Below are 25,517 nucleotides of genomic sequence, written 5' to 3'. Positions count from 1 at the left end.
CGCGCCTGCACGTCTCCATCGCGGTTCATCGGCTTTCGGCGCACGCAGGCGGCTGCCCCTACTTTTCGCTGGCGGGAACACAATTTACTTCATATCGTCATCGCACACAGGATTGGCAGCCTGGGGAGGTAGCGCCAATGTCCGACGATAATTCAGGCAAACCGAAAAAAGGCCTGCGCCCGCTCTCGCGCCGCTCTTTCCTGGCGCAGGTGGCTGGCGGCGCAACGCTTCTGGGCGTATCGGGCTGTGCGACAGCAGGCCCCGTCTATACCGGCGTGACCGACAATGATGGCGGGCTCTATGCCGACGCAGCCGGATACGGCGTGCGCGGCGGATACCGGGCATGTACCGACTCCGATGTCGGCACTTATTCCGATCCGGTCAATCAGGGCCGCTCCTGCCAGCACCAGTCAGGTATCACCGACAGCGATACCGGCCCCTACGCTGACCCTGTTGGCGGCGGACGCGGGGGCGGGCGCCCGCAAACCGGCTATACCGACAACGACACGGGGCCCTATGCGGACCCGGCGGGTGGCGGACGCGGCGGCGGGCGCCCTCCGCAGTCAGGCTATACCGATAGTGACCGCGGCCCTTATGCCGATCCGGCAGGCAATGGGCGTGGCGGGCGTCCGCAGACCGGCTACACCGACAACGATACCGGCCCTTACGCCGACCCTGTGGGTGGTGGGCGCGGCGGACCGCGGGCCTGCTCGGATTCCGATAGCGGGCCTTACGCCGACCCGGCCTATCAGGGGCGCCGGTGCTAGACACACGAATGCCGGGCGTTCTGTCACTGGATCAGCTCACCGCCCCGGCGGGTGAAGGCCGCTTCCTGCGCGAATACTGGGAGCAAAAGGCCCTTCACTGCCGGGCAGACGAGACGCGGACGGGCGGCGCCGACCGCTTCACGCCGCTCCTTTCCTCCGCCGCCATTGACGCCCTTATCTCCGGCCAGCGCTTTCGCGAAGGCGAGCTGAGTCTGGCGCGTTCCGAGCCGCGCATCGCTCCGGGTGATTATGTACTGGATAATGGCGAGATCGACCGGGGTGCGGTGATGCGTCTGTGGCAGCAGGGCGCCACCATCATCCTGCCGCATCTGGAACGCCGTCATGCGCCTCTGGCACAATTCTGCCGCCAGCTGGAGAGTGTTTTCTCCGCCCATGTGCAGACCAATATCTATCTGACACCTTCAGGTGCGCAGGGCTTTCATACCCATTACGACAATCATTGCGTGTTTGTGTGTCAGGTGGAGGGCCGCAAGCGCTGGCGGCTCTATGACACCCCGGCGGGAACGCCATTCCGGGGGGAACAGTTCACGCCGGGCAAGTTTGCCGCTGGCGAGCCCGTGGCCGAGTTCGTGCTGGAGCCGGGCGACATGCTCTACGTGCCGCGCGGCCTGATGCATGATGCGGTCAGCGAAGCGGGCTCCCATTCGCTGCACATCACCACCGGCATTATCGTGAAGACGCTGGCCGACTTCCTGCTGGAAGCGGTGGCGGAGGCCAGCCTGCACTCCCCCCATTTGCGGCGCTCCATGCCGCCGGGCTTCCACCTGGATGATTTCGACCGGGAGGGTCTGCGCGCCCTGTTCGAGGCCGCCATGGACGAGGCCCGCCAGCAAGCCGATCTCGACAGCGTGCTGGACCTGTTCATCGACACCTTTCTGCGCACACGCCAGCCAGATCTCTCAGGCGGATTGACCACAGGCCCTGTTGGGCCGGACACGCAGATACGCCGCCGTCCGCTGACACCGATGCGGCTGGCCAGTGACGGCCATCACATCGCGCTCGTCGTGGCCGGCGGGGATATCAGCTTTGATGAACCGGCCCTGTCCGCACTCGAAGCCTTTGTCGCTGGAGAGCCCGTATCACAGGCCGATTTCGCGTCCCTCGGCGAGGCCAAGGCCCGCGAGGCGATAGAGCGCCTGCTGGCCTTCGGCGCGGCGGAGCGGGCCTAAACCCGCTTCAGCGCTTCCTCGACGACGCGCTCCGCCGTGATGCCAAAATGCTCATAGAGCTGCTCAGCCGGAGCCGATGCGCCAAAGCCTGTCATGCCGACAAATCCGCCCTCGCGGCCAATGATGGCATCCCAGCCCCAGCGTATGGCCGCTTCCACCGCCACGCACGGCACGCCGTCCGGCAGGACCGAGGCGCGATAGGCATCATCCTGTTTGAGGAAACGCTCCGGAGAGGGCGCGCTGACGACGCGGGCCTTCACGCCCTTTTCCGCCAGCATGTCACGGGCCTGCACGGCCAGTTCCACTTCGGTGCCGGTGGCGATCAGCACGATCTGCGGCGCACCGCCTTGGGCTTCACGCAGCACATAGGCGCCGCGCGCGGAGAGGTTTTGCGACCCGTCATCCTCGCGCAGATGCGGCACACCCTGACGCGACAGGGCAAGGATGGCCGGACCGTCCGTGCGTTCCAGCGCGCAGGCCCAGCTTTCGGCTGTCTCCAGCGCGTCGCAGGGCCGCCAGGTCTCCACACCCGGAATGGAGCGCAGGGCCGAGAGATGCTCGACCGGCTGGTGGGTGGGGCCGTCTTCGCCCAGCCCGATGGAATCGTGGGTCAGCACGTAGATGACACTCTGGTTCATCAGCGCAGACAGGCGGATCGCCGGACGGCAATAATCAGAAAAGATCAGGAAGGTGCCGCCATAGGGCGTGATCCCGCCATGCAGGCTCATCCCGTTCATCGCGGCGGCCATGCCATGCTCGCGCACGCCGTAATGGATATAGCCGCCGGAGAAATCGTCAGACTTGATGATGGCCTGCGAGCTGGCTTTGGTGAGGTTCGAGCCCGTAAGGTCTGCCGAACCGCCAATGAGCGCGGGATAGTCCGCCGCAATCGCTTCGAGCACCTTGCCGGACGCGGCGCGCGTAGCGAGCTTCGGCTTGTCCTCGACGACTTTGGCGATATGCGCTTTCAGTGCGTCCTGCGCGGCCTTGGGCACACCGCCGGCCATGCGCGCGATGAAGGCATCACGCACATTCGATGCCGCCAGACGTTCATTCCATGCCTTGCGGTCAGCCGCGCTGCGCACAGCCATCTCCCGCCAGTCAGCATAGATGTTTTCCGGCACCTCGAACGGGCCGTGCTCCCAGCCGAGCGCCTTCCTTGCGCCGTCGATCTCTTCAGCGCCCAGCGGCGAGCCGTGCGAACCGGCAGTGCCAGCCTTTTTCGGTGCGCCAAAACCAATCGTGGTGCGGCAGGCGATCAGGACCGGGCGGTCACTGGCTTTGGCGCGCGTCAGCGCCGCGTCGACGGCGGCCGGATCATGGCCATCCACGCTGAGCGTGTCCCAGCCCGCCGCTTCAAAGCGTTTCTTGTGATCGACCGTATCGGACAGCTCCGTCGAGCCATCGATGGAGATGGAGTTGTCGTCCCACAGCACGATGAGGCGGTTGAGTTTGAGATGGCCGGCCAGCGAGATCGCTTCCTGGCTGATACCCTCCTGCAGATCACCGTCTGATGCGATGACCCAGGTATGGTGATCGACCAGCGCATCGCCGAAATGCGCATTGAGGATGCGCTCGGCCAGCGCCATGCCGACAGCGGTGGAGATGCCCTGCCCCAGCGGGCCGGTCGTGGTTTCCACGCCGGGCGTATGGCCAAACTCCGGGTGGCCGGGCGTTTTGGAGCCGAACTGACGGAAGTTTTTCAGCTCATCCATCGTCACGCCTTCCACCCCGATCAGGTGCAGGATGGAGTAGATAAGCATGGAGCCATGGCCCGCCGACAGCACGAAGCGGTCCCGGTCGGGCCATTGCGGATCCGCCGGGTCGAACTTGATATGCTTGGCCCAGAGCACGGCGGCTGCATCGGCCATGCCCATCGGCATGCCCGGATGGCCCGACTTGGCCTTCTCCACTGCGTCCATCGACAGGGCGCGGACCGCATTGGCCATCGGACGGATACGGTCAAGATCGGGAGCGGTCATGGGGATGGGCCTCTGGTGAGAGTCGTGGGTATGGCGGGGTCAAAGCCTGAATAGCCGGGCAAGGTCAAGACTGGCGGCGTCAAACCGGCTGTGATTGCCTTTCAGGAGGTCGTTTGTCAGCAGCTTGCCCAGCTCCACCCCCCACTGGTCGAACGGATTGAGGCTGTAGACCAGCCCTTCGCAGAACACTTTGTGCTCATGGAGAGCGATCAGCGCGCCCAGCCCTTCAGGATCAAGGCGTTCGAGCACGATGACGGAACTTGCCCGTCCGCCCGGCAGCGTCTTGTGCGCGGCCAGCGCGCCCTCGCCTTCATGGCCGTCGAGCAGGGCTGCGCTCTGCGCGACCAGATTGGCCCCCAGCGCTTTTGCCCGCTCATCACCGCTGGCGTAAAGCGTTTTTACGGCAATGAAGTCTACCGGCACCTCGTCCACGCCCTGATGGAGCCACTGGAAGAAGGAATGCTGGATGTCAGACCCTTTGCCACCCCACACCAGCTGACCGCCGGAATGGGCAGGCAGGGCCGAGCCATCAAGGCGCACCGGCTTGCCAAGGCTCTCCATCTCCAGCTGTTGCAGATAGGCAGGCAGAAGTTGGAGACGCGTCGAATAGGCGGCGACGCAGCGCGCCAGCAGGCCGCGCCCGGCGCGGTTCCACACATCGATCAGCGCCTTGGCGAGCGGCAGATTGTCTTTCGCCGCCGCTGTTGCGAAGTGTTCGTCAATCTGGCGCGCACCCTCAAGAATGCGGGCAAACACGTCCGGCCCCAGCGCGATCTCCAGACACAGCCCGGCCGCCGACCAGAAGGAATAGCGCCCGCCCACGCCTTCCTCGAACGGGAAGATGCGCGACGGCGCGATGCCGAAGCCTTCAGCCTTGCCCGGCGCTGCGGTGGCAGCGGCCATGCGGGCATTGGCCCCGTCTTCGCCAAGGTTTGCCGCAAGCCAGGCCTTGGCCGCGCGGGCATTCATCAGCGTTTCAGAGGTTGTGAAGGATTTTGACGTGACACAGACCAGCGTCGTTTCGGGGTCCGCGCCCTCAACAGCATCCTCAAGGTCTGCCGGGTCCAGATTGGACACGAAGCGCAGATCGACGCCCTCGCGGCGGAACGCCTTCATGGCGCTGTAGACCAGGCGGGGCCCGAGATCAGACCCGCCAATGCCGATATTGATGATGCGTGTGACCGGCTTGCCGCCGGGCGCATCCGCGCCCTGACAGGCGCGGGCAAAGGCCGCCGTGCGCGCCCGTGCTGCCTCGATACGTGCCGCATAATCACGGTCTTTCAGCGCGGAGGCATCACGCAGCGCCGCATGAAGGGCGGGACGTCCCTCTGTCGGATTGACGACATCCCCCGCAAAGAGCGCCTTGCGGGCATCATCAAAGCCCGCGCCTTCAGCCAGCGCAAAAAGCGCGTTCATCGCGTCCGCATCCAGGCGCTGATGGCGGGCATCCAGCGCAATGGGTCCGGCCTGCCATTGCAGGGCAGCGTCGCGCTGTCCGCCGCCCGCGCGCACCAATGCGCCGAGCGGTTCGCCTGCAAGGCGCTTCACATGGGGGTCTAGCTGTCGGGCAATATCCATCGGCGCAGCGCTCATACCTTGGTGGCCGAACAGATCAGGACCGTCAGCCCGCCTTCGGCCTTTTCTGACTGGAGCGGGTCGATACCCAGCGGCTTCAGCCCCGCTGCTTCCAGCCAGGCGCGCAGTTGCCCGCGCTCAAAGCCCAGATGGGCGTGATGGTATTCGGCGCGGAAACCCTCAAAATCGTGGGCCTCAAAGTCCGCCAGCAGCAGAAGCCCGCCCGGCGCGAGCACGCGCGCCCACTCGGTCAGGGCGCGCTGCGGCTGCGCAATATAGTGCAGGACCTGATGCACGGTGATGAGGTCTGCGGCCCCTGTCTCCAGTGGCAGGGCCGTCGCATCGGCCTGGCGCACCAGCCGGTTGGCAAGTCCGGCCTCGCTCATCTTGGAGCGGGCGACAGTGAGCATTTCCCGGCTGAGATCAACACCCATGCCGTCCTCGGCCCGGTCGGCAAAAATCTCCAGCATGCGGCCCGTGCCAGTGCCGACATCGAGATGCAGGCGGAATTGACGCTCGCCTGCCGCTTTCAGCATGGCCGCCTCTACCGCCTCTTCGGAGAAGTGGAGGCCCCGGATGCGCGCCCATTGCTCGGCGGCGACCTCGAAATATTTCTGCGCGGTCTCGGCGCGCAGGCGGCGCACCTCGCTCAGACGCGCCAGATCGCGGGCAACTTCGGTATCATCGCTGCGTTCCATCTCTTCCAGGAGGGCGGCCAAGCGTTCGCCCACGCGTGATCGCGCCAGCCGGTAGAACACCCAGCCCCCTTCGGGATAGCGCTCGCAAAGCCCTGCATCTGCAAGAAGTTTGAGATGGCGGCTGACGCGCGGCTGGCTCTGTCCGAGCACCTGCATGATTTCGCTGACCGTCAGCTCGCCGCGCAGCAGCAAGGTCACGATACGCAACCGGGTCGGCTCGCCCAGTGCCTTCAGCTTGGTCAGCAACTCTGCGTGCATCGGCACCCTGTCAGTTGGGAAGACTCATCCTTCCACCGGCCATAGCCAGTCTCGCGTGAAAAGTCGATTCAGGCGCTGGCGCCTGTCCCGGTAATCGCATCAGCATTGGCGGCAAGGTGTTCCGGCCGCGTCGTGGTCATCACCACGCAGTCAGCCAGCCCGTCACGGAGCGGATCTGCCAGCGCGTCCGGCATGGCCGCGCGCGGGCCGTCCGCCGCCCCCGACCGCAAGCGCCGGGCGAGCATATAGAGATCAGAGGCCTTTCGCGGCAGGCGCAAGGGTGCCGGACCATCGCCAGCCGCCTCGATCCCCATCACAGCTATGCCCGCCGCACGCGCGCGCCGCAGGCGCGACCGCGCCGCCTCGCCCACGAAAGGATGGACAGGCGCCATGAGGATTGTGAACGCGCCGGTTTCCAGCGCCGCATCCAGCTCAGCGCCCCTTCCGGCCACGCCCAGATGGCGGAAGGCTCCGGCGGCTTGCAGCGCCTTGAGGCGCGTCAGCAAGGCCGGGGTCAGCTCGGACGGTGCCGGGCCATGCAGGATCAGCCCGTCCACTCCCTCAAGGCCAAGCCGGGACAGGCTGGCGCGGATGGAGCGTTCAAGGCCATCGGGGGAAAAATCACGGACGCGTCGGGCAAGGCCGGTGGAGGAGACGCCCGCCTTTGTGGTCACGAAGACGCCGTCTCGCGGCAGCGACGCCAGCGCGCGGCCCAGCCGCTTTTCCGCCTCGCCCGCGCCATAGGCAGGGGCTGTATCGAAGACGCGCACCCCGGCGGCAAAGGCCTGCCCGACAAGCCGGACCGTACCGCCCGGTGCCACTAGCGGCGTGCCGTGCGCACCGGAAATGCCAAAGCCGAGGCGGGAGGGCAGAATGCTCATGCACACTGCCTTACTTGAACGCCTGCGCCAGCGCTATCCCGGCCCGCCACTGCGCGGCTGTATCTGCACACGGGCATTCGCGCATTGCGGGCCATTGGCGGCGCCCGGCGAACAGGTGCCAAGCGTCACCGAGCGCTGCGTGCCCTCATGGCGCGGGAAGGTGAAGTCCTGCTGGATGGTAAGCCCCGGAATATCGAAGGTGTGGCGCAACTCCCAGCGCGCAACCGCAATATCGATGGCGCCGTAGAGATCGATGAACGGCACCAGCGCCATCGTAAAACTGTACACCGGATCGGACAGGGTCAGGCTGGGATCACGCCCGCCTTCAGCCTGCAGATGGAACTGCATCTGCTCGCCTGATCCGTGTCCGGCCCGGATGAAACGCACCTCGCAGGTCTGGCCATTCACGAGCCGGTTGCTGGCAGTGGGCGAGCCCCGGCCCGGCGCGGCACACGCCCTTGAGCCCTGAGTGGCGAAAGGCGCGCCATTGGCGGCCAGGTTGAACCGCAGGTTTGCGTTGCGTGCTTCCACCCGCACGCCCGGCTCCAGACCGGCCTCGCCGATCCAGGCATTGATGCGCAGGCCCGACACGCTCGCGGGAACGGTAAAGCGCGCCAGCTCGGTGCGTCCGCCAGCGATCAGTGGCGTAAAGCGCTGGCAAGCCCAGCCCGGACATGTGCCGGCACGCGGTATGTTTACGCTGGGACAGTTGATGCGCACCGTTCCCACCACCGGCGCACGCACCTGCAGCTGGCAACCCGCCCACAAACGGAAGACAAACTCCTGGTCATCAAAGCGCAGCGAAGGGTCGAGCCCGGAGGCGAGATAGACCGAGGGCACGCCGGGCACACGCTCTGCCCCGGACACGCCGCGCGCACTCAGCTGCAGGTTCAGCGATTGCGAATGCCAGACATCGGGCAGGATTTCGTTGAACCGCTCGGTCGTGACCGCGCGCACCTCGAAGGGGAAGCGCAGACCCAACCCGAACCCGACAGAATACTGGAAGGCGACGAAATAGTTTTTGCGCCGGTTGAATGTGTGCTTGTAGCGGTCCTCTATCGAGCGCGAGATCGTGAACCCCGTCAAAAAGTAGAAGTCCTCGCTTTCGGTCACCACGGCATCGCGCGCGTCGAAGTCCGGCAGACGGTGGCGAAGGGTCGTTTGCTGCGGCATTGAGAATACCTGATAGCCGCTATCGGCAGGAGCGGAGGTGTGCGAGCCGGCAGCCCCTTGCAAGGCAGATTGCGGCAGCCGGCTTGCCGTAACCGGCCGGGTTACGCGCATCAGGTCGGCGCGTGTGATGACATGGCTGCGGAACAGCTCTGGAAACACCCGCACAGACGGACCGATTGGCTGGTCCATCAACAGGCCCTGATCAATCCGCGCAGGCGGTGCCGCACCGGGTTCCCGGCGTATGTCGGCCGGCATGCGCAGGCTCTCGTCAAGCGGTATCACCGTGACGTGCGTGATCTCGCGCTCCTCGCCATTAAGCTCCAGCGCAAGCAGCGCATCGTCTGACAGGCGCAGTGCGGCCTCCACCGTCACGTCGAAAGCGTACAGGGCGCGCGGGTTCATGGCCCGCAGCTCTTCGCGGATGGCCTCTGCCGCCTCGCGGATGTCGGCCTCGGTGGGCGGCGTGCCCAGAAGATCATCAGGATTGAGCCCGCGGCGCAGGGCATCGGGCCGCACACGGGCAAAGTCCGTGCGCTGGCCGGCAGGCACGAATGTCAGGCAGAAGCTTTCCTGAAAGGCGCGCTGTTCGGCCGTGCGCGCAGCCCTCTCGCAACTGTCACGCTCAACCGTGACCGTGACCTGGCGCGACACGATCAGCCTGTCTTCCAGCAGGAAGACCTCATTGCGCTGGACCAGCGGGCGGGTAACGCCAAGAGCGCGCGGATTGGCGATGATCGCCGCGACGTCCGGCTGCGCGGAAAGGTCGGTCTCGCGCAGATAGCGCGGCAGATCGATCTCGGCCCCCGGCGCGACGAGCAATGGAAGGGACTGCGCGTTGCTCAGCCCGCGATAATCCAGCTCCGCCAGAAACAGGGGGGAGCGGCCGACGGCCGCGCGGACCGCATCAGCATTGAGCGCCGCCATGGATGCCTGACTGGAATCAAACGCCAGAGCCGGAATACCAGCCTGTTGCGCTGTCATGCCTGGCTGACCTTGTTGGGCAGCAGGGCGCCCGGCAAGCCCCTGCATGGGTTCAGGGCGGGTGGTCAGCGTGGCCGGACCTTGCAGGGTTTCGCGTGCCTGGGGCTGGTCCTGTTCGGTCTCGGCTTCTGCCGGGCGCGCCGTCATCGCTGGCAGCGGGCGGACCGTCTGCAGCGGCTGGGACCCGCCTTGCTGCTGCGTCAGAGCATGACCGCATGGCAGCGCCAGAACCGCGCCAATAATGGCGCAGCCGAAGATAACAACACGCAACATGCAAACCCCTCCCGCTCCATCACCCACACATTGGAGCGGGCGCTATCTGAACGGTAAATGAAGGGAATTTGCCAGCGAAAATCACCCGTCCGCGACGAGGCGGCAGGCGGGCGTGCCCGGCTAGCGCCGCGCCTCCACGATGGCGATGGCAGCGCGTATGGCTTCGCCCTCATCCATGTCGGTCGTATCCAGCTCGACCGCATCAGCCGCCTTCATCAGCGGCGCATCGGGACGCGAGGCATCGCGTCCGTCACGCTCGGCCAACTGGCTCATGATCTGTTCCAGGCTGACATTCTCGCCGCGCCCGACCAGCTCGCTCCAGCGGCGCGAGGCGCGCACTTCGGCGCTGGCCGTGACGAAGAGTTTCACATCGGCGTCAGGCGCAATCACGGTCCCTATATCGCGCCCGTCCAGCACCGCGCCGCCAGGCTGGCGGGCAAATTCCTGCTGCACTTCTTTGAGGGCCGCACGCACTTTGGGATGGGCCGACACGATTGAAGCCGCCGCGCCCGCGCCGGCGGTGCGGATTTTCGCCTCATCAATGCTGGCAGGATCAAGCGCGCGCGCAGCCGCTTCGGCAGCGGCGCTGTCTGCGGGATCATCGCCTGCATCCAGCACAGCCACCGCGACCGCGCGGTAGAGCGTTCCGGTATCGAGATGGGGAAGGCCAAACTTTGCCGAGAGCGCCCGCGCAATCGTGCCCTTGCCCGAGGCCAGCGGTCCATCAACGGCAATCAGCATGGCGCGAGGCCCTTCCCGGCGGCACAGTTCACGATGCGAGCTTGCCCATCTCGTCTTCGGAAATGTCAAAATTGGCGTAAACGCTCGCTACGTCATCAAGATCTTCGAGCGCTTCCATCAGCTTCATCAGCGTGGCCGCCTTGTCGCCATCAACCTCGATCAGGTTTTGCGGACGCCAGATGATATTGGCCGATTTCGCCTCGCCAAAGCGCCCTTCCAGAGCCTCGCTCACCTCGGCCAGGTCCTCGCGGGCACAATAGATGACGTGTTCGCCCTCTTCGTCCTCACCGCCCTCTTCCTGGGTCACATCCTCGGCGCCCGCCTCGATAGCGGCTTCCAGAACGGCCTCCTCATCACCAATGGAAAGGGGAAAGCGGATCTCGCCCACCTGATCAAACATGAAGGAGACAGAGCCGGTCTCGCCCATATTGCCGCCATTCTTGGAGAAGGCAGAGCGCACGTCAGACGCGGCGCGGTTCTTGTTGTCGGTGGAGGCTTCCACGATCAGGCCGACACCGGCCGGGCCAAAACCCTCATAGCGGATCTCGAAATACTCCTCGACATCCCCGCCCTGACCTTTCTTGATCGCGCGCTCGATATTGTCCTTGGGCATGGACTGGCCCTTGGCATTGGCGACGGCGAGGCGCAGGCGCGGGTTCATGTCCGGGTCGGGGCCACCCATTTTCGAGGCAATGGTGATTTCCTTGGACAGCTTGGAAAACAGCTTCGCGCGCGCCTTGTCCTGACGGCCCTTGCGATGCTGGATATTGGCCCATTTGGAATGCCCGGCCATGGGGAACCTCCTGCAAACATGTCTGCCCGCCAGAGCGGGGAGCGCGCCTTCTATCGCATAGGCCGGACTTGGGCAAACCCGCTGCTGGCAGCGTTGTGAAAAAGTGCCGTCTGGCTTGCCGGACGCCGCTTTTCCCGGCTATGCGTTGAGCAGGCTCTTGAAAGGCTTGGCTCATGCGCATCTGGTTGAAGCGGCTGCAATCGCGATTGCAGGACCCCCGCCAGTTCTCCGTACCGAAGATGAAGCGCGAATGCCCGATCTGCGGATATGAAGGCGTGTTTCTGGCGCTGGGGACACCGCCGCGCTGGGACGGGCGCTGCCCGAACTGCTCTTCGCGTGAGCGCCACCGGCTCATCCATCTGTTTCTTGAGCGCGAGCAGATCGACCTGACCCGGCTGGGCACCATCCTGCATTTCGCGCCGGAAAAACACGTCAAGCGCATGCTGTCCGCCCACCCCGGATACAAGGCCGCCGACATCGTGCCCGGCAAGGCCGACCTGACCATGGACATTGCCGACATCACCCTGCCGGAAGGCTCGGTCGACATGGTGGTGGCCAATCACGTGCTCGAGCATGTCCCCGATGACCGCAAGGCGATGGCGGGCATTGGCCGCTGCCTGGCCCCCGGCGGCATGGCGATCATCACCGTGCCGCAGAACTGGGCGCGCGAGGAAACCTTCGAGGCCGCCCCCGATATCAGCGAAGCCGAACGCTTCGCCCATTACGACGATACCGGCCATGTGCGCTATTACGGACGCGATTTCGCGCAGCGCTTTGCCGATGCCAGCGGGCTGGATGTCGAGGTCTGGCGCCTGCCGCCGGAGGAGGAGCCGCGCTGGGGGCTGTTCCGCGGCGATGTTCTCTATATTGGCCGTAAGCCGCAGGCGGCCGCAGCCGCATGAGCGTGATCGCCGTCATACCGGCGCGTTATGGCTCGACGCGCTTTCCCGGCAAACCCCTGCACGCAATTGCAGGCGTGCCAATGGTGGAACGGGTGCGCCGGCTGGCGCTGGCCGCCGGCAGTGTTGACCGCGTCATCGTCGCCACCGACGACACTCGCATTATGGACGCCGTCACGGCGGCGGGCGGCGAGGCGGTGATGACACCGGAAAGCTGCCGCAACGGCACCGAGCGCGCCTATGAAGCGGTAAAGGCCTTTGCCGCGCCCGGCGATGTCATCATCAATCTGCAGGGCGATGCGCCGCTGACCCCGCCCTGGGTGATCGAGGCGGTTGCGGCTGAAATGGCGGCAAATCCGGACCTTGCCATGGCAACCCCGGCCGTGGCGCTGTCAGAGGATGCGTACGCGAAAATGGCCGAGGCCAAGGCGAAGGGGGAGGTCGGCGGCACAACGGTCGTCTTCGACCGGCAGATGAACGCGCTCTACTTCTCCAAGGCGGTTATCCCCTTCCAGCGCGAAAAGAGCGCCGGTACCCCCGTCTACAAGCATATCGGCCTTTATGCCTATCGCTTCGACACGCTGGAGCGGCTGGTGGCGATGGAGCCGACGCCGCTGGAAAAGGCCGAAAGCCTGGAGCAATTGCGCGCTCTGGAAAACGGTATCCCGATCCGCATTGTGCTGACCGATTATCGCGGCCGTACACCCTGGTCTGTCGATAGCCCGCGCGACGCTGAAATTGCCGCCAGCATTATCGCTGCAGAAGGCGAGATTGTCTGATGCGCCTGATCCTTGCACGCCACGGCAATACATTCGGCCCCGGTGAGACTCCGGTCTGGGTCGGCGCGCGCGAGGACCTGCCACTCACCGACACCGGCCGGGTGCAGTCGGTGCAGTTAGGTCTGGCGCTCAAAGAGGCCGGCATCGTGCCGGCGCGGATAATCGCAGGACCGTTGCAACGCACAGCCAATGGCGCACAGCTTGCCGCCGCCGAATGCGGCTTTGAGGGCGAAATCGAAATCGACACCCGCCTGCGCGAGATCGATTATGGCAGCTGGGGCGGGCGCAGCGATGCCGAGATCGCCGCCCAGTGGGGTGAAGCGGCCATCCATGACTGGCGCGAGCGCTCCATAGTGCCCGCAGGAGCAGGTTGGTCGCCCTCGCCGGAGACGATCGCAGCCAATGCCTCGGCGATCCTTCAGGACATCAACACCGCCGCAAAATCCGCAGACACGGTTCTGCTGATCTCGTCGAATGGCATTCTGCGTTATTTTCACGCGCTGCTGGGCGGTGATCCGCGGCGCCCTGAGGAGTCCAAGATGCGCACCGGGCACTGGAGCATTGGCGCTCACACTGAGTCCGGCTGGCAGCTTCACGCTTGGAACGTGCCACCCCAACCGGCCGCGCTGTCAGGGGTGAGCTGATGCGCCCGGCGATCAGCGCCATTCTGAGCGAGGAGAACCGCGCCCTGTGGGCGTGGTTTGGCGCCATGGCCCTCACAGCGCTGTTTGTTCCGGCAGGCGGGCTGGGGCTAGCGGCATCGGCGGGGCTGTTTGCGCTGTTTGCTGTCCCCGCCCACACACTCGCCACGCATTTGCGCAAGCCGGGGCTGGCAACGATCCTTGCAGCTGCCGCCCTTGGCTGGGCCACGCTGAGCTATAGCTGGTCTCCGAACCGGAACCCTGAAGAGGTTCTGAAGCTGGCCCTGCTAACGCCGCTCTTCATCATCGTGCCGGTCGCCGCGGCCCGCCTGAATGGGCCCCGTCAACAGCTGGCCCGCGCCGCATTCATTGCCGCGATTGGCTTCATCCTGTGCGTAATGGCGATAGAGGCACTGACCGGCGGCGACATGTCCCGAAGCTACAAGCTGGCGGTTGAAGGCTATGACGATGGCCGCACCGATCTCGACATCCGTGTCAACACCGTGCTCAGCCGGGGTGCCACGCCCGCCATCATGTTTGCAGGCATAGCCATCATGCTGCTGTGGACGCAGCGCAGCCGTGCCTTGCGGCTATTGGCGGCCGCCGCCGGTGTGATCACGATCGCCATCGCACTGGATTTTGGTGTGCAGGCCAACATTGTTGCCCTCGTCGCAGCCGTGGCGGCGACGGCAATAGCCTGGCGCTGGCCTGCTGTGACCCTCCGGCTCCTTCTGATTGGCCTTGCTGCCTTGATCCTCGCTGGTCCGCTCGTGTTTCTGGTGTTGCTCGCCCTGGTCAGCCCGGAGACAGGCGCGGCCATGCCCATGTCGTGGGAGTGGCGGCTGGAAATCTGGCGGTTCGCACTGGAAAAGATCGCCGAGGCACCGCTTGCCGGGCACGGTATTGGCGCGGCGCGCGTGCTGGAAGGCACGATGGAGCTGCGCGGATACGAAATCGACCTGCTGCCCCTTCACGCGCACAATGCCTCTTTGACCCTGTGGCTGGAGACCGGGCTGGCAGGCGCAATTCTGTGCGCAGCCGCGCTGGTGGCTCTTGCGCGCGCGCTGCCGTCGGCTGAAACGCTCACCCGGCCGGTTATCATGATGATCGTGTTCGCCGTGACCGTCTGGGCCGTGAATGTCGTCCTCAGCTACGGGGTCTGGCAGGAATGGCATCACGGGGCACTGGCCCTGGCCATTGCCGCAGCCTTCGTCGCCCGCTCGCGCACCAGCCCCTGAACGGCAGGATTCTTGCGTCCCTCCCCGCCTGATCCGGTGCAGAACGCGCCGGACCGCCCGGGAGGCCGTGATGGCGTATCAATATGGATCAGACAGCGCCCTGAATGCGGGCAGCGAGGCAAAGGCCGGCAGATTTCTGCGTCCCGCCTTACGGCGCACGAACGTGCTGCGCGCCTTCGGCTTGAGTGACCTGCTGGCATTCACGCTGTGTCTGTGCATCACCATGCCGCTCGCCTCCCCCCAGCACGATGATTTGCAGATGCTGCGCCATGCCGGAGCCAGCCTCGGCCTTTTCGGCGCGGTCATGCTCTGGCTGCGTTCCCGCGGCCATTACCGCGCCCGCCAGGGCCTCGCCAACCAGATCCGCCCCGTCCTGACAGCATCTTTGCTCGCCCTTCTGGGAGCCGGTACCATCCACATGATGACCGGCGAGCCGGGCCTGAGGATAGCCACGCTCGTACTCTGGGGGGCGCTGCCCGCCATGATGATGCTTCTGCGCTTCGGTACGCGTGCGGCGCTCGAAGCCTCAGGCGAATGGGCGCAGCCTGTCACCCTGCTGACCGCCGCCGCCCAGCGCGCCGAACAGCTCAGCATTCTCAAGCGCAATGCCGATCACGGGCTGAACGCCGCTACCGCCGTGCCGCTGGAAAGCCTGCAGCATCTGGATGATGCGGCACTGGCACGCTGGCTGGATGCGCTGGACGACATGCCGGCCTTCCTTGCGCCCGACGAGGCCACGCAAGGCGTTGCAAACCGCATCGCCAGCATGCTCAGCGCGCGCGGCGAATGCTTCTACTACCAGCCTTCGATCGGGCGCATCCCGACACAGAATATCGACCTCATCGACTACCCGCCTGCCGACGGGTTCGTCTTCCGTATCGGTGACAGTCTGGACCGCCCGCTGGCCCAGCGCGCCAAGCGCGCCTTCGATCTGGCAACCAGCGCGTTCGGACTGCTCCTCCTCGCCCCCGCCATGCTCGCCTTCGCTTGGGCCATCCGGCGTGATGGCGGACCGGCCCTGTTCGTCCAGCCGCGCGTTGGCAAGGATGGCCAGACATTCGGCTGCCTGAAATTCCGGACCATGTGGGCGGACGCGGAGGAGAAGCTCGCCAGCGTACTGGCTGAGGATCCTGAACGTGCCGCACAGTGGAACACCTTCAAGAAGCTGGACAATGATCCGCGTATCACTGGCGTCGGACACTGGCTGCGCAAGTTCAGCCTTGATGAGCTGCCCCAGCTCATCAACGTGTTCAGGGGCGATATGAGCCTTGTCGGCCCGCGCCCCATGACGCTGGACCAGCAGGCCGATTACGGCTTGTCCCTGAGCGCCTACGTGCGCATGCGCCCCGGCATTACCGGCCTGTGGCAGGTCAATGGGCGCAATGCGACGAGCTTTGCCGAGCGCGCCCGGCTGGATGACTGGTATGCGCGCAACTGGTCGCTCTGGCGTGACGCCGTGATCCTGGTGCGGACAGTGCGGGAAATCGTGATCCCGTCTGGGCGGTGACAAGGCGGACCGGCCATGCCAAAAGGGCGCCTGTCGACCCCGTAACACTGAAACCAAGCCCTGCCCGGGAGGCAGTTCCGGCACCATGATGTCCAGGCTCGCCACACTTGGCCGGATCAATATTCCTGACGCGGTATTCTATCCGTCAGCCGCCGCCCTGGCGGCCTTGCTGATTGCCATCGCCCTGATGATGCAGCCGCGCAATGCCAGCGCGGTCGTAACCGAACGCGAGCTGGTGTTTCAGGGCGCTGCGCTTGCTGACCTTGTGAACGGTCCAGGGACGAATGTCCGTTTCGATCCCGGTCACAGCGACGGCCCGGTAGCGCGCGCCTCTTCGGCAGCAAGCTTCGAGATGGCCGGCAACATGTCAGCCGGTGTCGCCGCTTTCGTTCCCGATGAGTTCGAGACGCGTATTTCGGGCCGCCGGATAAGGGTGGAGTTCGAGGTGCGTACCGCTGGATCCAACGGGCCGGACACGGTGCGGATCGGGTATTTCACGACCGGGTATGGCGATAGCGGATGGCGCGAACTGCCTGTATCGCCGCGATACGCCACGATTTCCTTCGAGTGGGACGCGCCAGTCTATGAGGGTCAGGAGTTCAACGAAGCCATTGGCATCTGGCCCGACCCGCAAGGGGAAAACCGGGAAATCCTGATCCGGCGTATCCGCGTCTTCATTCTTCCTGACAACTCCTAGATTCCGGCACCCATACCATGCAGCTTTTCCTCGACACCGCAGACATTTCGCAAATCACCGCCCGCGTGGAAGGCGGGCTGGTGGACGGCGTTACCACCAACCCGTCCCTGATCGCAAAATCGGGCGCAGACATTATCGAGCGCATCGCGGAGATCTGCGCGGTGGTGCCGGGGCCTGTCTCGGCAGAAGTCGTCGCCACGGGTTTTGAGGGCATGCTGGAAGAGGGACGCCGCCTGCGTACCATCGCGGACAATGTCGTGGTCAAGTTGCCGTTGACTACCGACGGGCTTAAGGCCTGCCGCACCTTTGCCGATGAAGGCATTCCCACCAATGTGACACTGTGCTTCTCGCTGAACCAGGCGCTGCTCGCGGCCAAGGCCGGGGCCACATTCGTGTCGCCCTTCGTCGGCAGGATTGACGATATGGGCGGTGACGGGCTCGGCCTGCTCGAAGCCATCCGCGAGGTTTATGACCAGTACGGATATGAAACGGGAATTCTTGCAGCCTCCCTGCGCTCTGTTACACATGTGGAGATGGCAGCCCGGATTGGCTGCGATGCAGCCACGCTGCCGCCGGGGATATTCGACGCATTGGTGACCCATCCGCTGACGGATAGCGGTCTGAAGGCATTTCTTGAGGACTGGAAAAAGACTGGGCGCAACGGGTTGAGCCAGGGGTAAACTTTCATGATCAAACGGTATTTTGGCACAGACGGCGTTCGCGGCACGACCAACCAGTCGGTGATGACCGCCGAAACGGCCCTTCGCCTTGGCATGGCAGCGGCGCATTATTTCAAGCGCGAGAATGGCCGCCGGCATACGGTCGTGATCGGCAAGGACACGCGCCTGTCAGGCTATATGATCGAGTCCGCACTGGTCGCCGGCTTCACCTCCGCCGGTATGGATGTCTACCAGTTCGGCCCGGTACCCACGCCCGCCACCGCCATGCTGACCCGTTCGCTGCGCGCAGACATGGGCGTAATGATTACCGCCTCGCACAATCGCTACGAAGACAACGGCATCAAGCTGTTCGGCCCGGACGGATACAAGCTGGACGATGCTGCCGAGCTGGAAATCGAGGCGCTCATGGATGCCGATACGGCCGACCATCTGGTCGCGCCGCGCCATATCGGCCGCGCCAAGCGCATTGATGACGCCGAGGCGCGCTATATGGAAATCGCCAAGGCCACCCTGCCGCGCTCCATGCGCCTTGCCGGTCTTCGTATCGTGGTCGATTGCGCCAATGGGGCGGCCTACAAGGTCGCGCCGAAAGTACTGTGGGAGCTGGGCGCGGACGTGATCCCGCTGCACAACAACCCCAACGGCTTCAATATAAACGAGGATTGCGGCGCCACCGCGCCTCAGGATCTTGCCGAGAACGTGAAGCGCTACCGCGCCGATCTGGGCATTGCCCTGGACGGCGATGCCGACCGCGTCGTGCTGTGCGACGAAAAGGGCAAGCTCGTTGACGGCGACCAGATCATCGGCCTTCTGGCGACCGCGTGGAAGGCCAGCGGAAAGCTTGCTGGCGATACGGTCGTGACCACCCAGATGTCCAATCTGGGCCTGGAACAGTATCTCGAAAAGCAGAAGATCAAGCTGCACCGCACGCAAGTCGGTGATCGCTATGTGGTCGAGGCAATGCGGACCTCCGGCGCCAATCTGGGCGGCGAGCAATCCGGCCACGTGGTGTTGAGCGACTTTGCCACGACCGGCGACGGGCTGATCGCGGCGCTGCAGGTGCTCTCCCTGCTCATCGAGTCCGGCAAGCCCGCCAGCCAGCTCCTGAAGGTCTTCACGCCCGCGCCGCAAATCCTGAAAAATGTGCGCTACACCAACGGGGCCCTGCCGCTGGAGAATGAGAGGGTGAAGGACGCGATCTACGAAGGCGAGACGCGCCTTAATGGCAAGGGCCGTCTGCTGGTGCGCAAATCGGGCACCGAGCCGCTGATCCGCGTCATGGCCGAAGGCGAGCGCAAGGTGATCGAAGCGGTCGTCAGCGATATCTGCAGCGCGCTGGAGAACGCGAAGGGGGCTTGAGGTTTCCGCGCGCCGCAGCCTGAACCCCCGGGCGGCGAAGCCGATCCGGGGCAGAACCGCTTTCTCCCCCCGTTTACGGGGGGAGTGGCTCGAAGAGCCGAGGGAGGGATTGCAAGAAAGCTCCCCCCTCCGTCAGCTTCGCTGACACCTCCCCCGTAAACGGGGGAGGAAAGTGTCGCGATGAAACTCAAACCACCGGCACGGTTTCCGACAGCACGCCGCCAAAGCGGATAGGCTCCACGCGTACCGCAAGCCCGGTACGGTCATCGGTTTCCACGAATACACCACAGGCCGTCGCCGGGCCGCTGGCCGCCTGCATGCGCCCGGAGCGCATATGGGTCGTGAAGCGGCGCATGGGCTCTTCCTTGTCCATGCCGATGACAGAGTCGTAGCTGCCGCACATGCCTGCATCGGTCTGATAGGCCGTTCCGCCCGCGAGGATCTGGTGATCCGCCGTTGGAATATGTGTATGCGTGCCAACCACAAGGCTAGCCCGCCCATCGCAGAAATGGCCCATGGCATGCTTTTCACTCGTCGCCTCGCCGTGCGCATCGACGATAATGGCATCGGCCACCTGCCCCAGCGGGGAGGCGGACAGCGCCTCATCCACGCAGGCAAACGGATCGTCCAGCGGCTGCATGTAGAGGCGCAGGAGCACGTTCATCACCATGACGCGCGCGCCTGATTTCGTCTCATAGAGTCCGGTGCCGCGCCCCGGCGCGGTGCCGGTGGGATAGTTGGCCGGGCGAAGCAGGCGCGGTTCGCGCTCGATATAAGTGAGGGCTTCTGACTGGTCCCAGGAATGATTGCCGAGGGTGAGCACGTCCGCGCCCGCATCAAACAGCTCGATGGCCGTGCGCTCGGTAATGCCAAAACCGCCCGCGGCGTTCTCGGCATTGACCACCACGAAATCGAGCTTCAGCCGGTCGCGGAAAGAGCTGAGCTCCTCCACCAGCACATCGCGGCCCGACTTGCCGACCACATCTCCAAAAAACGCTAATCGCATCACAGCCCTATAACGCGGTGCTGACGCGATGACCATGCCCGCCATCACCCCGCCCAGAACCGCCCGTGGTTGGGACAAGGCAGCAGGTCAGGACTGCGGCTATCGGTTAAGGGCATCGGCGCGGCAGCGGGCTGAGACGGTCTGCCGGTCGCGTTCCAGCTCTTCGCGTACGACAAGCAGCTCTGAACACGCTGAGAAAAAGCTTCGGCCTAGATAGAGGGTCGGCGCATAGGCGGTCCCCCTGAGATCATGGTGGACTACGATAACCTCGCCCGCCTCATCATTCCGAGGCGCAAACGGATCGTACTCTGGATCGACTTCACCGAGAATTTCGCCGGCAGGCAGACCGGAAACCATTACGGGCGGGCGTACCGAAAACGTCACATGCGGCCTCACATTGTTTAACAGGCGCATGAAGGGTTCGCTCTGCGAAATGGGGACGAGGCGCCCTGCCGCATGAAGATAGAAGACGGCCTTGCGATTGGCGCTGACGGGTTCCTGGTAGAGCGCCAGATCATGACTGAACTCCAGCGCTGCGTAGTCGCGGGACTGCTCCAGCGCTTCCGACCGCCCTTCCAGAACCATGGGGACCCACACCTCCTCCACCCCTGCTGGCGGAGCGTCGTTTAAAAGGATCCGGAACCGGCTTGCCGGGATAGCGCCAAAGGAGATTGCGCCGTTATACCCGGGGTAGAAATTTTCCTCCATATCGAGAACCCAGGCACGCTCGTAAGCGCCCGGGGCGATCCGGTAGCGCGCGCGTCTGACCGCCCCGCTCACGCGGTGGTCCCCATCGCGAACGGCAGCCGTCCCCAGGCCCAGCATTGCGCTTTGCAGGCCAAGCGACCCGGCAATATCCCGATTGAGCGCAACCAGCGACTCCGCTCGCGCCAGAAGCACCAAATCAACATGCCGGCCTTCCACCTCCACAGTCACACCTGCACTCTCCCGGAGGTCGAACGTCAAAACACCCTGTCCAGGCTCCGAGGACAGATCCTGTACCGGGCGCGGCTCAACCCCATCCAGCCGGAGCGTGCAGGCCGCAAGATTCAGCGCAAAGCAGGCTGTAACTGTCGCGCGCCAGCAGACCGAACAAAGGCCAGACATTCATTGCATCCTTCGCTAAGACGTCACGAAAGCCGATCGCATCACCCAATAGCCTCGGAAACCAACTGGTTAACCCGCTGCTGAACACCTCCAAACACTGACCCATGCAGGGCCTTCTCAACATCATAATATCCAAAATCTCCGTTCGCACGAGCTTGGAGACGTAAAAACTGCCGCAAACTATGCTCGACCACACCACCCGGTTTAATAATGCCAATCGGCTGCGAGGCGAGGAGCAGGGATGCCAGCTTCTCCAGATCATACCTTTCAGCCGCTGCCAGCATTTCACCAACGGCCAATGCAGGGCTCGCCTCTGAAAGCCGTCTAACCCTGACCCCTTCAAGTATGTCCATAACGCCGCAAGCCGGGCTATTCCAAGCGGAATAAAGTCTCGAGTTTACATAGGGCAACAGATCATCAACATCTAAATACATTATTATTAATAGAAACACTATCGTCGGATGATAGCATGCGCCAAATGAAAACCGTTCTTTTACTTCCCGAGGGCTGCGTGAATTATTTTCTTTATAATCAAAAATATAGGCCGGCACACTTCCATGCGCATGGACACATTCCAGCGCGATCGATATTATTTGCAGATGTATATTGGATATCGGAAGTTTATACAGTATAGCAACCAGAACGAACTCAAGCGCCAGGTCCAGCTGGCCTTGCAGTAAGAACTTCGCGCTCAAAGCGTCCAGCATCTCTGGCAAGTGGCGGGGAGCCGGTGCCACCGCAACACTATTATCATACAACCCATGAATACGAAATCCGGTATGATAAAATGCTGCATGTGTAATTTTATATCCGTCTAATACACTTAAAAAACATATATTCCGCTCTTTAAATAATTCAGAGCTCTTCAACACACCTTCTATATCGGAAAAATCAACGCTGCCACCCAGCAAGGCCTTGCTGAATAAAGTTTCTGCTTTTTCCCAACACTCTATATCGTGGCCCCACAATCCCCCCTCCTCAATAAGCGCGCGAACGTAACGCGCCTCTTCGCGCACATCGACACCCAGTCTCTGGGCCAACGCGACATTGTGGATGCAAGCCCCAAACCGGGCTCGCTCGCGGGTAACCCTGTGCATAAATTCCGGTAACTTGAGGGGTTCTACCAAGCGACGGGATATATTCAAAGCAATGCGGTCGCCGAAACTGAAATAATTCAACAACAGAAATAGCATGGAGCATTCCGCCCATACTTTTTCATAGGATATTTTTTTATCTCGAAATGACTTTGGATCAAGCGGGGCAAACGTTTTAAAAAATTCGTCGAACCACAGCAGAATATTATTAGCACAGCTGTCCAGATATTGCGGTGAATGCTTATCCATTACGGCAACCTGCAGGAAAGGTTCAGCGCTATCGGCATTTGACGATAGCGCTGAAATATTATCAAAATTCCCGATAATACAGGAACAGGATTCTGACAGGAGAATCTTCATCAGGGTTGATGAAGAACCACCACGCGACCGATTTGTCGAACCCCAGATCCGCCAACAAATCGTTAAGTTGAAGGTCTGGCTGTTGCAGGCCGAGTTCGGCGAGGGCGATGTCACCAACGCTCATTCCAGCCACAATAGCAGCGGAAGCGGTCGTGATGGCCAACGCACCGGCTCCGATATTCGTTAGAACACTCATCTTCCTTCCCCTTCTCTCAATTAGCGCACAAGCATTTCGACTTATGGTGCTGCGTAAGCGCAACACAATTTCAGGTTATCATCCTCTCGGTGGCGGTCAAGCTTAATGCATCGACAGGTTGTATTTTTTGCGGCTTGGAGCCTCTGCCCCAGGATGCAGCGATTGGTTTGACTATCCTACAAACGCCTTCTCGACGACAAAGGCGCCGGGGCGGGCATTGGAGCCTTCCTCCAGCCCGGCCGCTTCAACGCGCGCCTTGCAGTCATTGATCATATTGATGGACCCGCAGATCATCACACGGTCAGTGGCCGGATCGAGCGGCCCGCCCGTCTCATCCCAGAGCTGACCTGTATCCATCAGCGCTGTAATGCGGCCCGTGCGCGGATGATCCTCGCGCGTCAGCGAGGTGTAGTGGATCAGCTTGTGCGCATGCTCGCCCACCAGCGGATCGTCCTTGAGACCCGTCACCAGCTCCTCGCCATAGGCAAGCTCAGCCGCCTCCCGGCAGGTATGGGTAAGGATCACCTGTTCAAAGCGCTCATAGGTCTCAGGATCGCGGATAATGCTGGCAAAGGGCGCGATCCCGGTGCCGGTGGAAAGCAGGTAAAGCCGCTTGCCCGGCAGCAGTGCATCATGGACCAGCGTGCCGACCGATTTGGTGCCCAGCAGGATGTCGTCACCCTCCTTGATGCCTTGAAGGCGCGAGGTGAGCGGGCCATCGGCGACCTTGATCGAGAAGAAATCGAGCCCATCATCCCAGGCCGGGCTGGCAATCGAATAGGCGCGCAAGAGCGGCTTGCCGTCGACTTTCAGGCCCAGCATCACGAACTCGCCGGAGCGGAAGCGGAAGCTCGCCGGACGCTCCACCCGGAAGGAGAAAAGACTGCCGGTCCAGTGGCGCACGGAAAGGACGCGCTGTTCGCTGAAAGCTGCCATGGGGGAAGAGGTCTCGTATCTGGGCCGTTTGCAAATCTGGTGCGGGATGTAGCGGCTCCGCCCCCTTTCGCCAATGCCTGCCGGTGAGATCGGCGGCATCAGACCGCCCGGTAGCAGCCTGCCTCGGTCACCACATAGTCCAGTGCCACATCATGGCGCCCTGCCGGCACCTTGCCAACGCGCTGGCCCTCATAGGCAAGCCCGACAGCCAACACAGGACCGGAGGTGCGCAGCGCGCTTAGCGTGCGGTCATAAAAGCCCGCGCCATAACCAATCCGGTGGCAGCGCGTGTCGAACGCCACCAGCGGCACCAGCAAAAGGGTGGGCGTCAAGACGGGCCGCTTCGCCCCCGGCACGTCAATGCCAAACGCGCCGGACTCCAGCACATCGTCCGGGTGCCAGGCGCGGAACTGCAAGGGCGCGTCCTTGGCCGCCACCACCGGCAGGGCGAGCTGGGCCTGTTCGAGGAGGAAAGTCTCCATCAACGGGCGCGGATCGATCTCGCCGCGCACCGGCCAGTATCCGGCGACCACCGCGTTTACGGCTGGCCATGCGGCGTCGGGAAAATGGCTGGCAAGAGCGTGACCGGCATCGCCCTGCGCCCCGGCCAGCACCTTGCGGCGGGCCAGCGCCTTGCGGCGAAGGCGGTTCTTCTGCCAGCCGCTCAGCATGTGGCCCTGCCCGAAGAGAGAAGTGTGGCGGCACCAGACGGGCCGTTGGCTATGTAACAACCCTGATGACCCGGACTACCAGGTGGGCGCCGCGTGATGTAGGCCACGGCCAGCATCAGAGGCAGCTCCCGTTCAGAGATGTAAGGTCGCCGGGATGTGAGAGCCTGACGAGAACTCCAGTCACCGCCACAACGATGAACATGGGCCTTTGCGGGGCTTTGCTCAAGCCTCACTGCCATCTGCTCCGGCGAGCGCTTCGAGACGCTCGGCGGCCTTCACGATCGCTTCGGCTGCGCGGGCCCGGTCGGCGCGGCGCCGCGCCTCGCCCTGCGAGATGGTGCCCTTGGCGTCCAGCAGTTGGGCTTCCAGCGCCTCGGCCTTGCCTTGTGCCTCGCGCATCTCGTCAGCGACGATCAGTGATGCCATCAGCAAAAGCCGCAGTTCGCCGATCTGGCCAACCTTCTCGGCGAGATCGCGCACATGTGTATCCAGATGCCCGGCGAGCTCTTTCAGATAGGCCTGCTGGCCATCCTCACACCCTATCGTGAACGGGCGGCCGTTCAGGGAAATCGTGACCTTCGACATTAGCGGCCGCCCCCGGCGAACAGATCATCCGGTCCGCTATCGGCAAGCCCGGCCCCGGCAATGGCTGCTTTCAGCTCGCTCATCGCCTCTGCCAGCGCCGCGCTGGCTTCGCTGGCAGCCTCGGCCAGTTCCGCTTCGCTGGCGCGGGCAGCATCAAGCTGTTCGGCCAGCCGGGAACGGTCCTCATCGGCATGACGGGCGGCGCGTGCATCGCCCTCGGCCTCGCCCATGCGGCTGGACAGCTGACCAAGCCGGGTTTCGACCGCGCCGATGGCGGCCAGCAGCCGGGCCTCGGCCTCGCTCAGAGGGTCGCTATCAGGAGTATCGGCGGGCGGGGTTGCGGTCATGGGCGTTAAAATCCGCTCTTGCGTACAAAAGTTCAAGTGTCAGATGAGGTGTGCGCGCGCTTCTATACACCGGGTTTTCAAGCCCGTCCCCATCCACTAGACA

At 63.6% G+C, this 25,517-nt stretch carries 25 protein-coding genes and 1 other RNA gene; 10 read left to right on the top strand and 16 right to left on the bottom strand.

Annotation, left to right across the window (positions count from 1 at the left end; genetic code table 11):
• Nucleotides 1-137: 137 nt before the first annotated feature.
• Both ACTIGC_RS04345 and ACTIGC_RS04340 read left to right on the top strand, forming a co-directional pair.
• Nucleotides 138-767: a hypothetical protein gene (locus ACTIGC_RS04345; protein ID WP_439633238.1), complete on the top strand. Its 630-nt coding sequence runs from the start codon at nucleotides 138-140 to the stop codon at nucleotides 765-767.
• Nucleotides 761-1,957: a cupin domain-containing protein gene (locus tag ACTIGC_RS04340; RefSeq protein WP_439633237.1), complete on the top strand. Its 1,197-nt coding sequence runs from the start codon at nucleotides 761-763 to the stop codon at nucleotides 1,955-1,957. The genes ACTIGC_RS04345 and ACTIGC_RS04340 overlap by 7 nt, the downstream gene beginning before the upstream one ends.
• Here the strand turns inward: ACTIGC_RS04340 and tkt are convergent.
• From tkt to ACTIGC_RS04305, 7 genes are all read right to left on the bottom strand, one after another.
• A complete protein-coding gene (gene tkt / locus ACTIGC_RS04335; protein ID WP_439633236.1) occupies nucleotides 1,954-3,939 on the bottom strand; it encodes a transketolase in 1,986 nt (661 codons plus the stop codon). The genes ACTIGC_RS04340 and tkt overlap by 4 nt on opposite strands.
• Nucleotides 3,940-3,978: 39 nt before the next feature.
• Nucleotides 3,979-5,532: a glucose-6-phosphate isomerase gene (pgi, locus tag ACTIGC_RS04330; protein WP_439633235.1), complete on the bottom strand. Its 1,554-nt coding sequence runs from the start codon at nucleotides 5,530-5,532 to the stop codon at nucleotides 3,979-3,981.
• The gene (locus ACTIGC_RS04325) at nucleotides 5,529-6,470 is read right to left on the bottom strand and encodes an ArsR/SmtB family transcription factor (protein ID WP_439633234.1); all 942 of its coding nucleotides are present in this window, start codon (nucleotides 6,468-6,470) and stop codon (nucleotides 5,529-5,531) included. Before ACTIGC_RS04325 ends, pgi begins: the two co-directional genes overlap by 4 nt.
• A gap of 68 nt (nucleotides 6,471-6,538) precedes the next feature.
• Nucleotides 6,539-7,351 carry an aldo/keto reductase gene (locus ACTIGC_RS04320; protein ID WP_439633233.1) on the bottom strand — a complete coding sequence of 271 codons (813 nt, stop codon included), beginning with the start codon at nucleotides 7,349-7,351 and terminating at the stop codon, nucleotides 6,539-6,541.
• Nucleotides 7,352-7,384: 33 nt separating this feature from the next.
• Nucleotides 7,385-9,778 (bottom strand): hypothetical protein, encoded by a 2,394-nt coding sequence (locus ACTIGC_RS04315; protein WP_439633232.1) that lies wholly within the window; start codon nucleotides 9,776-9,778, stop codon nucleotides 7,385-7,387.
• Between the two features lie 120 nt (nucleotides 9,779-9,898).
• Nucleotides 9,899-10,519 carry a (d)CMP kinase gene (gene cmk, locus ACTIGC_RS04310; RefSeq protein ID WP_439633231.1) on the bottom strand — a complete coding sequence of 207 codons (621 nt, stop codon included), beginning with the start codon at nucleotides 10,517-10,519 and terminating at the stop codon, nucleotides 9,899-9,901.
• A 28-nt stretch (nucleotides 10,520-10,547) separates the two neighbouring features.
• Nucleotides 10,548-11,312: a YebC/PmpR family DNA-binding transcriptional regulator gene (locus ACTIGC_RS04305; protein ID WP_439633230.1), complete on the bottom strand. Its 765-nt coding sequence runs from the start codon at nucleotides 11,310-11,312 to the stop codon at nucleotides 10,548-10,550.
• 239 nt (nucleotides 11,313-11,551) lie between these two features.
• On the opposite strand from ACTIGC_RS04305, the gene ACTIGC_RS04300 reads away from it, so the two are divergent.
• The 8 genes from ACTIGC_RS04300 to glmM all read left to right on the top strand — a co-directional run bounded on the left by ACTIGC_RS04300 (nucleotide 11,552) and on the right by glmM (nucleotide 19,112).
• The gene (locus tag ACTIGC_RS04300; RefSeq protein ID WP_382436571.1) at nucleotides 11,552-12,214 is read left to right on the top strand and encodes a class I SAM-dependent methyltransferase; all 663 of its coding nucleotides are present in this window, start codon (nucleotides 11,552-11,554) and stop codon (nucleotides 12,212-12,214) included.
• Nucleotides 12,211-12,990, top strand: a complete 780-nt coding sequence (kdsB, locus tag ACTIGC_RS04295) for a 3-deoxy-manno-octulosonate cytidylyltransferase (RefSeq protein WP_439633229.1) — start codon at nucleotides 12,211-12,213, stop codon at nucleotides 12,988-12,990. The genes ACTIGC_RS04300 and kdsB overlap by 4 nt, the downstream gene beginning before the upstream one ends.
• Nucleotides 12,990-13,634, top strand: coding sequence for a histidine phosphatase family protein (locus ACTIGC_RS04290; RefSeq protein WP_439633228.1), 645 nt, complete (start codon nucleotides 12,990-12,992; stop codon nucleotides 13,632-13,634). The genes kdsB and ACTIGC_RS04290 overlap by 1 nt, the downstream gene beginning before the upstream one ends.
• Nucleotides 13,634-14,869: an O-antigen ligase family protein gene (locus ACTIGC_RS04285; protein WP_439633227.1), complete on the top strand. Its 1,236-nt coding sequence runs from the start codon at nucleotides 13,634-13,636 to the stop codon at nucleotides 14,867-14,869. Before ACTIGC_RS04290 ends, ACTIGC_RS04285 begins: the two co-directional genes overlap by 1 nt.
• A gap of 70 nt (nucleotides 14,870-14,939) precedes the next feature.
• Nucleotides 14,940-16,376, top strand: a complete 1,437-nt coding sequence (locus ACTIGC_RS04280) for an exopolysaccharide biosynthesis polyprenyl glycosylphosphotransferase (protein ID WP_439633226.1) — start codon at nucleotides 14,940-14,942, stop codon at nucleotides 16,374-16,376.
• Nucleotides 16,377-16,461: 85 nt separating this feature from the next.
• Nucleotides 16,462-17,073: a hypothetical protein gene (locus ACTIGC_RS04275; protein WP_439633225.1), complete on the top strand. Its 612-nt coding sequence runs from the start codon at nucleotides 16,462-16,464 to the stop codon at nucleotides 17,071-17,073.
• 17 nt (nucleotides 17,074-17,090) lie between these two features.
• Nucleotides 17,091-17,753, top strand: a complete 663-nt coding sequence (gene fsa, locus ACTIGC_RS04270) for a fructose-6-phosphate aldolase (protein ID WP_439633224.1) — start codon at nucleotides 17,091-17,093, stop codon at nucleotides 17,751-17,753.
• Nucleotides 17,754-17,759: 6 nt separating this feature from the next.
• The gene (glmM, locus tag ACTIGC_RS04265; protein ID WP_439633223.1) at nucleotides 17,760-19,112 is read left to right on the top strand and encodes a phosphoglucosamine mutase; all 1,353 of its coding nucleotides are present in this window, start codon (nucleotides 17,760-17,762) and stop codon (nucleotides 19,110-19,112) included.
• Nucleotides 19,113-19,299: 187 nt separating this feature from the next.
• Here the strand turns inward: glmM and ACTIGC_RS04260 are convergent, their stop codons facing one another.
• The 9 genes from ACTIGC_RS04260 to ACTIGC_RS04220 form a co-directional block, all read right to left on the bottom strand.
• On the bottom strand, nucleotides 19,300-20,118 hold the full coding sequence (locus tag ACTIGC_RS04260) for a TIGR00282 family metallophosphoesterase (protein WP_439633346.1): 819 nt from the start codon (nucleotides 20,116-20,118) through the stop codon (nucleotides 19,300-19,302).
• A 99-nt stretch (nucleotides 20,119-20,217) separates the two neighbouring features.
• On the bottom strand, nucleotides 20,218-21,084 hold the full coding sequence (locus ACTIGC_RS04255; RefSeq protein ID WP_439633222.1) for a hypothetical protein: 867 nt from the start codon (nucleotides 21,082-21,084) through the stop codon (nucleotides 20,218-20,220).
• 182 nt (nucleotides 21,085-21,266) lie between these two features.
• Nucleotides 21,267-22,679, bottom strand: a complete 1,413-nt coding sequence (locus ACTIGC_RS04250; RefSeq protein ID WP_439633221.1) for a DUF6895 family protein — start codon at nucleotides 22,677-22,679, stop codon at nucleotides 21,267-21,269.
• Complete coding sequence (locus tag ACTIGC_RS04245) at nucleotides 22,630-22,875, bottom strand: hypothetical protein (protein WP_127568184.1); 246 nt, start codon at nucleotides 22,873-22,875, stop codon at nucleotides 22,630-22,632. Before ACTIGC_RS04245 ends, ACTIGC_RS04250 begins: the two co-directional genes overlap by 50 nt.
• Nucleotides 22,876-23,046: 171 nt before the next feature.
• Nucleotides 23,047-23,811, bottom strand: coding sequence for a ferredoxin--NADP reductase (locus ACTIGC_RS04240; protein ID WP_439633220.1), 765 nt, complete (start codon nucleotides 23,809-23,811; stop codon nucleotides 23,047-23,049).
• A gap of 98 nt (nucleotides 23,812-23,909) precedes the next feature.
• Nucleotides 23,910-24,482, bottom strand: a complete 573-nt coding sequence (locus tag ACTIGC_RS04235; protein ID WP_439633219.1) for a 5-formyltetrahydrofolate cyclo-ligase — start codon at nucleotides 24,480-24,482, stop codon at nucleotides 23,910-23,912.
• Nucleotides 24,483-24,508: 26 nt separating this feature from the next.
• Nucleotides 24,509-24,668, bottom strand: a non-coding RNA gene (gene ssrS, locus ACTIGC_RS04230) — 6S RNA.
• Between the two features lie 36 nt (nucleotides 24,669-24,704).
• A complete protein-coding gene (locus ACTIGC_RS04225; RefSeq protein ID WP_439633218.1) occupies nucleotides 24,705-25,067 on the bottom strand; it encodes a cell division protein ZapA in 363 nt (120 codons plus the stop codon).
• Nucleotides 25,067-25,414 carry a DUF4164 family protein gene (locus ACTIGC_RS04220; RefSeq protein WP_439633217.1) on the bottom strand — a complete coding sequence of 116 codons (348 nt, stop codon included), beginning with the start codon at nucleotides 25,412-25,414 and terminating at the stop codon, nucleotides 25,067-25,069. The genes ACTIGC_RS04225 and ACTIGC_RS04220 overlap by 1 nt, the downstream gene beginning before the upstream one ends.
• Nucleotides 25,415-25,517: the final 103 nt, after the last annotated feature.

Origin of the sequence: Glycocaulis sp., assembly GCF_051859565.1 — a bacterium.
Taxonomy (GTDB): Bacteria; Pseudomonadota; Alphaproteobacteria; order Caulobacterales; family Maricaulaceae; genus Glycocaulis.
The sequence above is the reverse complement of the archived record's forward strand: the minus strand, read 5'-3'. Positions and strand labels throughout refer to the sequence as shown.

What these genes read in the sequence shown, in the direction of transcription:
- ACTIGC_RS04345 (WP_439633238.1), top strand. Translation starts at nt 138, where the DNA reads ATGTCCGACGATAATTCAGGCAAACCGAAAAAAGGCCTGCGCCCGCTC.
- tkt (WP_439633236.1), bottom strand. Translation starts at nt 3,939, where the DNA reads ATGACCGCTCCCGATCTTGACCGTATCCGTCCGATGGCCAATGCGGTC.
- pgi (WP_439633235.1), bottom strand. Translation starts at nt 5,532, where the DNA reads ATGAGCGCTGCGCCGATGGATATTGCCCGACAGCTAGACCCCCATGTG.
- ACTIGC_RS04325 (WP_439633234.1), bottom strand. Translation starts at nt 6,470, where the DNA reads ATGCACGCAGAGTTGCTGACCAAGCTGAAGGCACTGGGCGAGCCGACC.
- ACTIGC_RS04320 (WP_439633233.1), bottom strand. Translation starts at nt 7,351, where the DNA reads ATGAGCATTCTGCCCTCCCGCCTCGGCTTTGGCATTTCCGGTGCGCAC.
- ACTIGC_RS04315 (WP_439633232.1), bottom strand. Translation starts at nt 9,778, where the DNA reads ATGTTGCGTGTTGTTATCTTCGGCTGCGCCATTATTGGCGCGGTTCTG.
- cmk (WP_439633231.1), bottom strand. Translation starts at nt 10,519, where the DNA reads ATGCTGATTGCCGTTGATGGACCGCTGGCCTCGGGCAAGGGCACGATT.
- ACTIGC_RS04305 (WP_439633230.1), bottom strand. Translation starts at nt 11,312, where the DNA reads ATGGCCGGGCATTCCAAATGGGCCAATATCCAGCATCGCAAGGGCCGT.
- ACTIGC_RS04300 (WP_382436571.1), top strand. Translation starts at nt 11,552, where the DNA reads ATGAAGCGCGAATGCCCGATCTGCGGATATGAAGGCGTGTTTCTGGCG.
- kdsB (WP_439633229.1), top strand. Translation starts at nt 12,211, where the DNA reads ATGAGCGTGATCGCCGTCATACCGGCGCGTTATGGCTCGACGCGCTTT.
- ACTIGC_RS04290 (WP_439633228.1), top strand. Translation starts at nt 12,990, where the DNA reads ATGCGCCTGATCCTTGCACGCCACGGCAATACATTCGGCCCCGGTGAG.
- ACTIGC_RS04285 (WP_439633227.1), top strand. Translation starts at nt 13,634, where the DNA reads ATGCGCCCGGCGATCAGCGCCATTCTGAGCGAGGAGAACCGCGCCCTG.
- ACTIGC_RS04280 (WP_439633226.1), top strand. Translation starts at nt 14,940, where the DNA reads ATGGCGTATCAATATGGATCAGACAGCGCCCTGAATGCGGGCAGCGAG.
- ACTIGC_RS04275 (WP_439633225.1), top strand. Translation starts at nt 16,462, where the DNA reads ATGATGTCCAGGCTCGCCACACTTGGCCGGATCAATATTCCTGACGCG.
- fsa (WP_439633224.1), top strand. Translation starts at nt 17,091, where the DNA reads ATGCAGCTTTTCCTCGACACCGCAGACATTTCGCAAATCACCGCCCGC.
- glmM (WP_439633223.1), top strand. Translation starts at nt 17,760, where the DNA reads ATGATCAAACGGTATTTTGGCACAGACGGCGTTCGCGGCACGACCAAC.
- ACTIGC_RS04260 (WP_439633346.1), bottom strand. Translation starts at nt 20,118, where the DNA reads ATGCGATTAGCGTTTTTTGGAGATGTGGTCGGCAAGTCGGGCCGCGAT.
- ACTIGC_RS04250 (WP_439633221.1), bottom strand. Translation starts at nt 22,679, where the DNA reads ATGAAGATTCTCCTGTCAGAATCCTGTTCCTGTATTATCGGGAATTTT.
- ACTIGC_RS04245 (WP_127568184.1), bottom strand. Translation starts at nt 22,875, where the DNA reads ATGAGTGTTCTAACGAATATCGGAGCCGGTGCGTTGGCCATCACGACC.
- ACTIGC_RS04240 (WP_439633220.1), bottom strand. Translation starts at nt 23,811, where the DNA reads ATGGCAGCTTTCAGCGAACAGCGCGTCCTTTCCGTGCGCCACTGGACC.
- ACTIGC_RS04235 (WP_439633219.1), bottom strand. Translation starts at nt 24,482, where the DNA reads ATGCTGAGCGGCTGGCAGAAGAACCGCCTTCGCCGCAAGGCGCTGGCC.
- ACTIGC_RS04225 (WP_439633218.1), bottom strand. Translation starts at nt 25,067, where the DNA reads ATGTCGAAGGTCACGATTTCCCTGAACGGCCGCCCGTTCACGATAGGG.
- ACTIGC_RS04220 (WP_439633217.1), bottom strand. Translation starts at nt 25,414, where the DNA reads ATGACCGCAACCCCGCCCGCCGATACTCCTGATAGCGACCCTCTGAGC.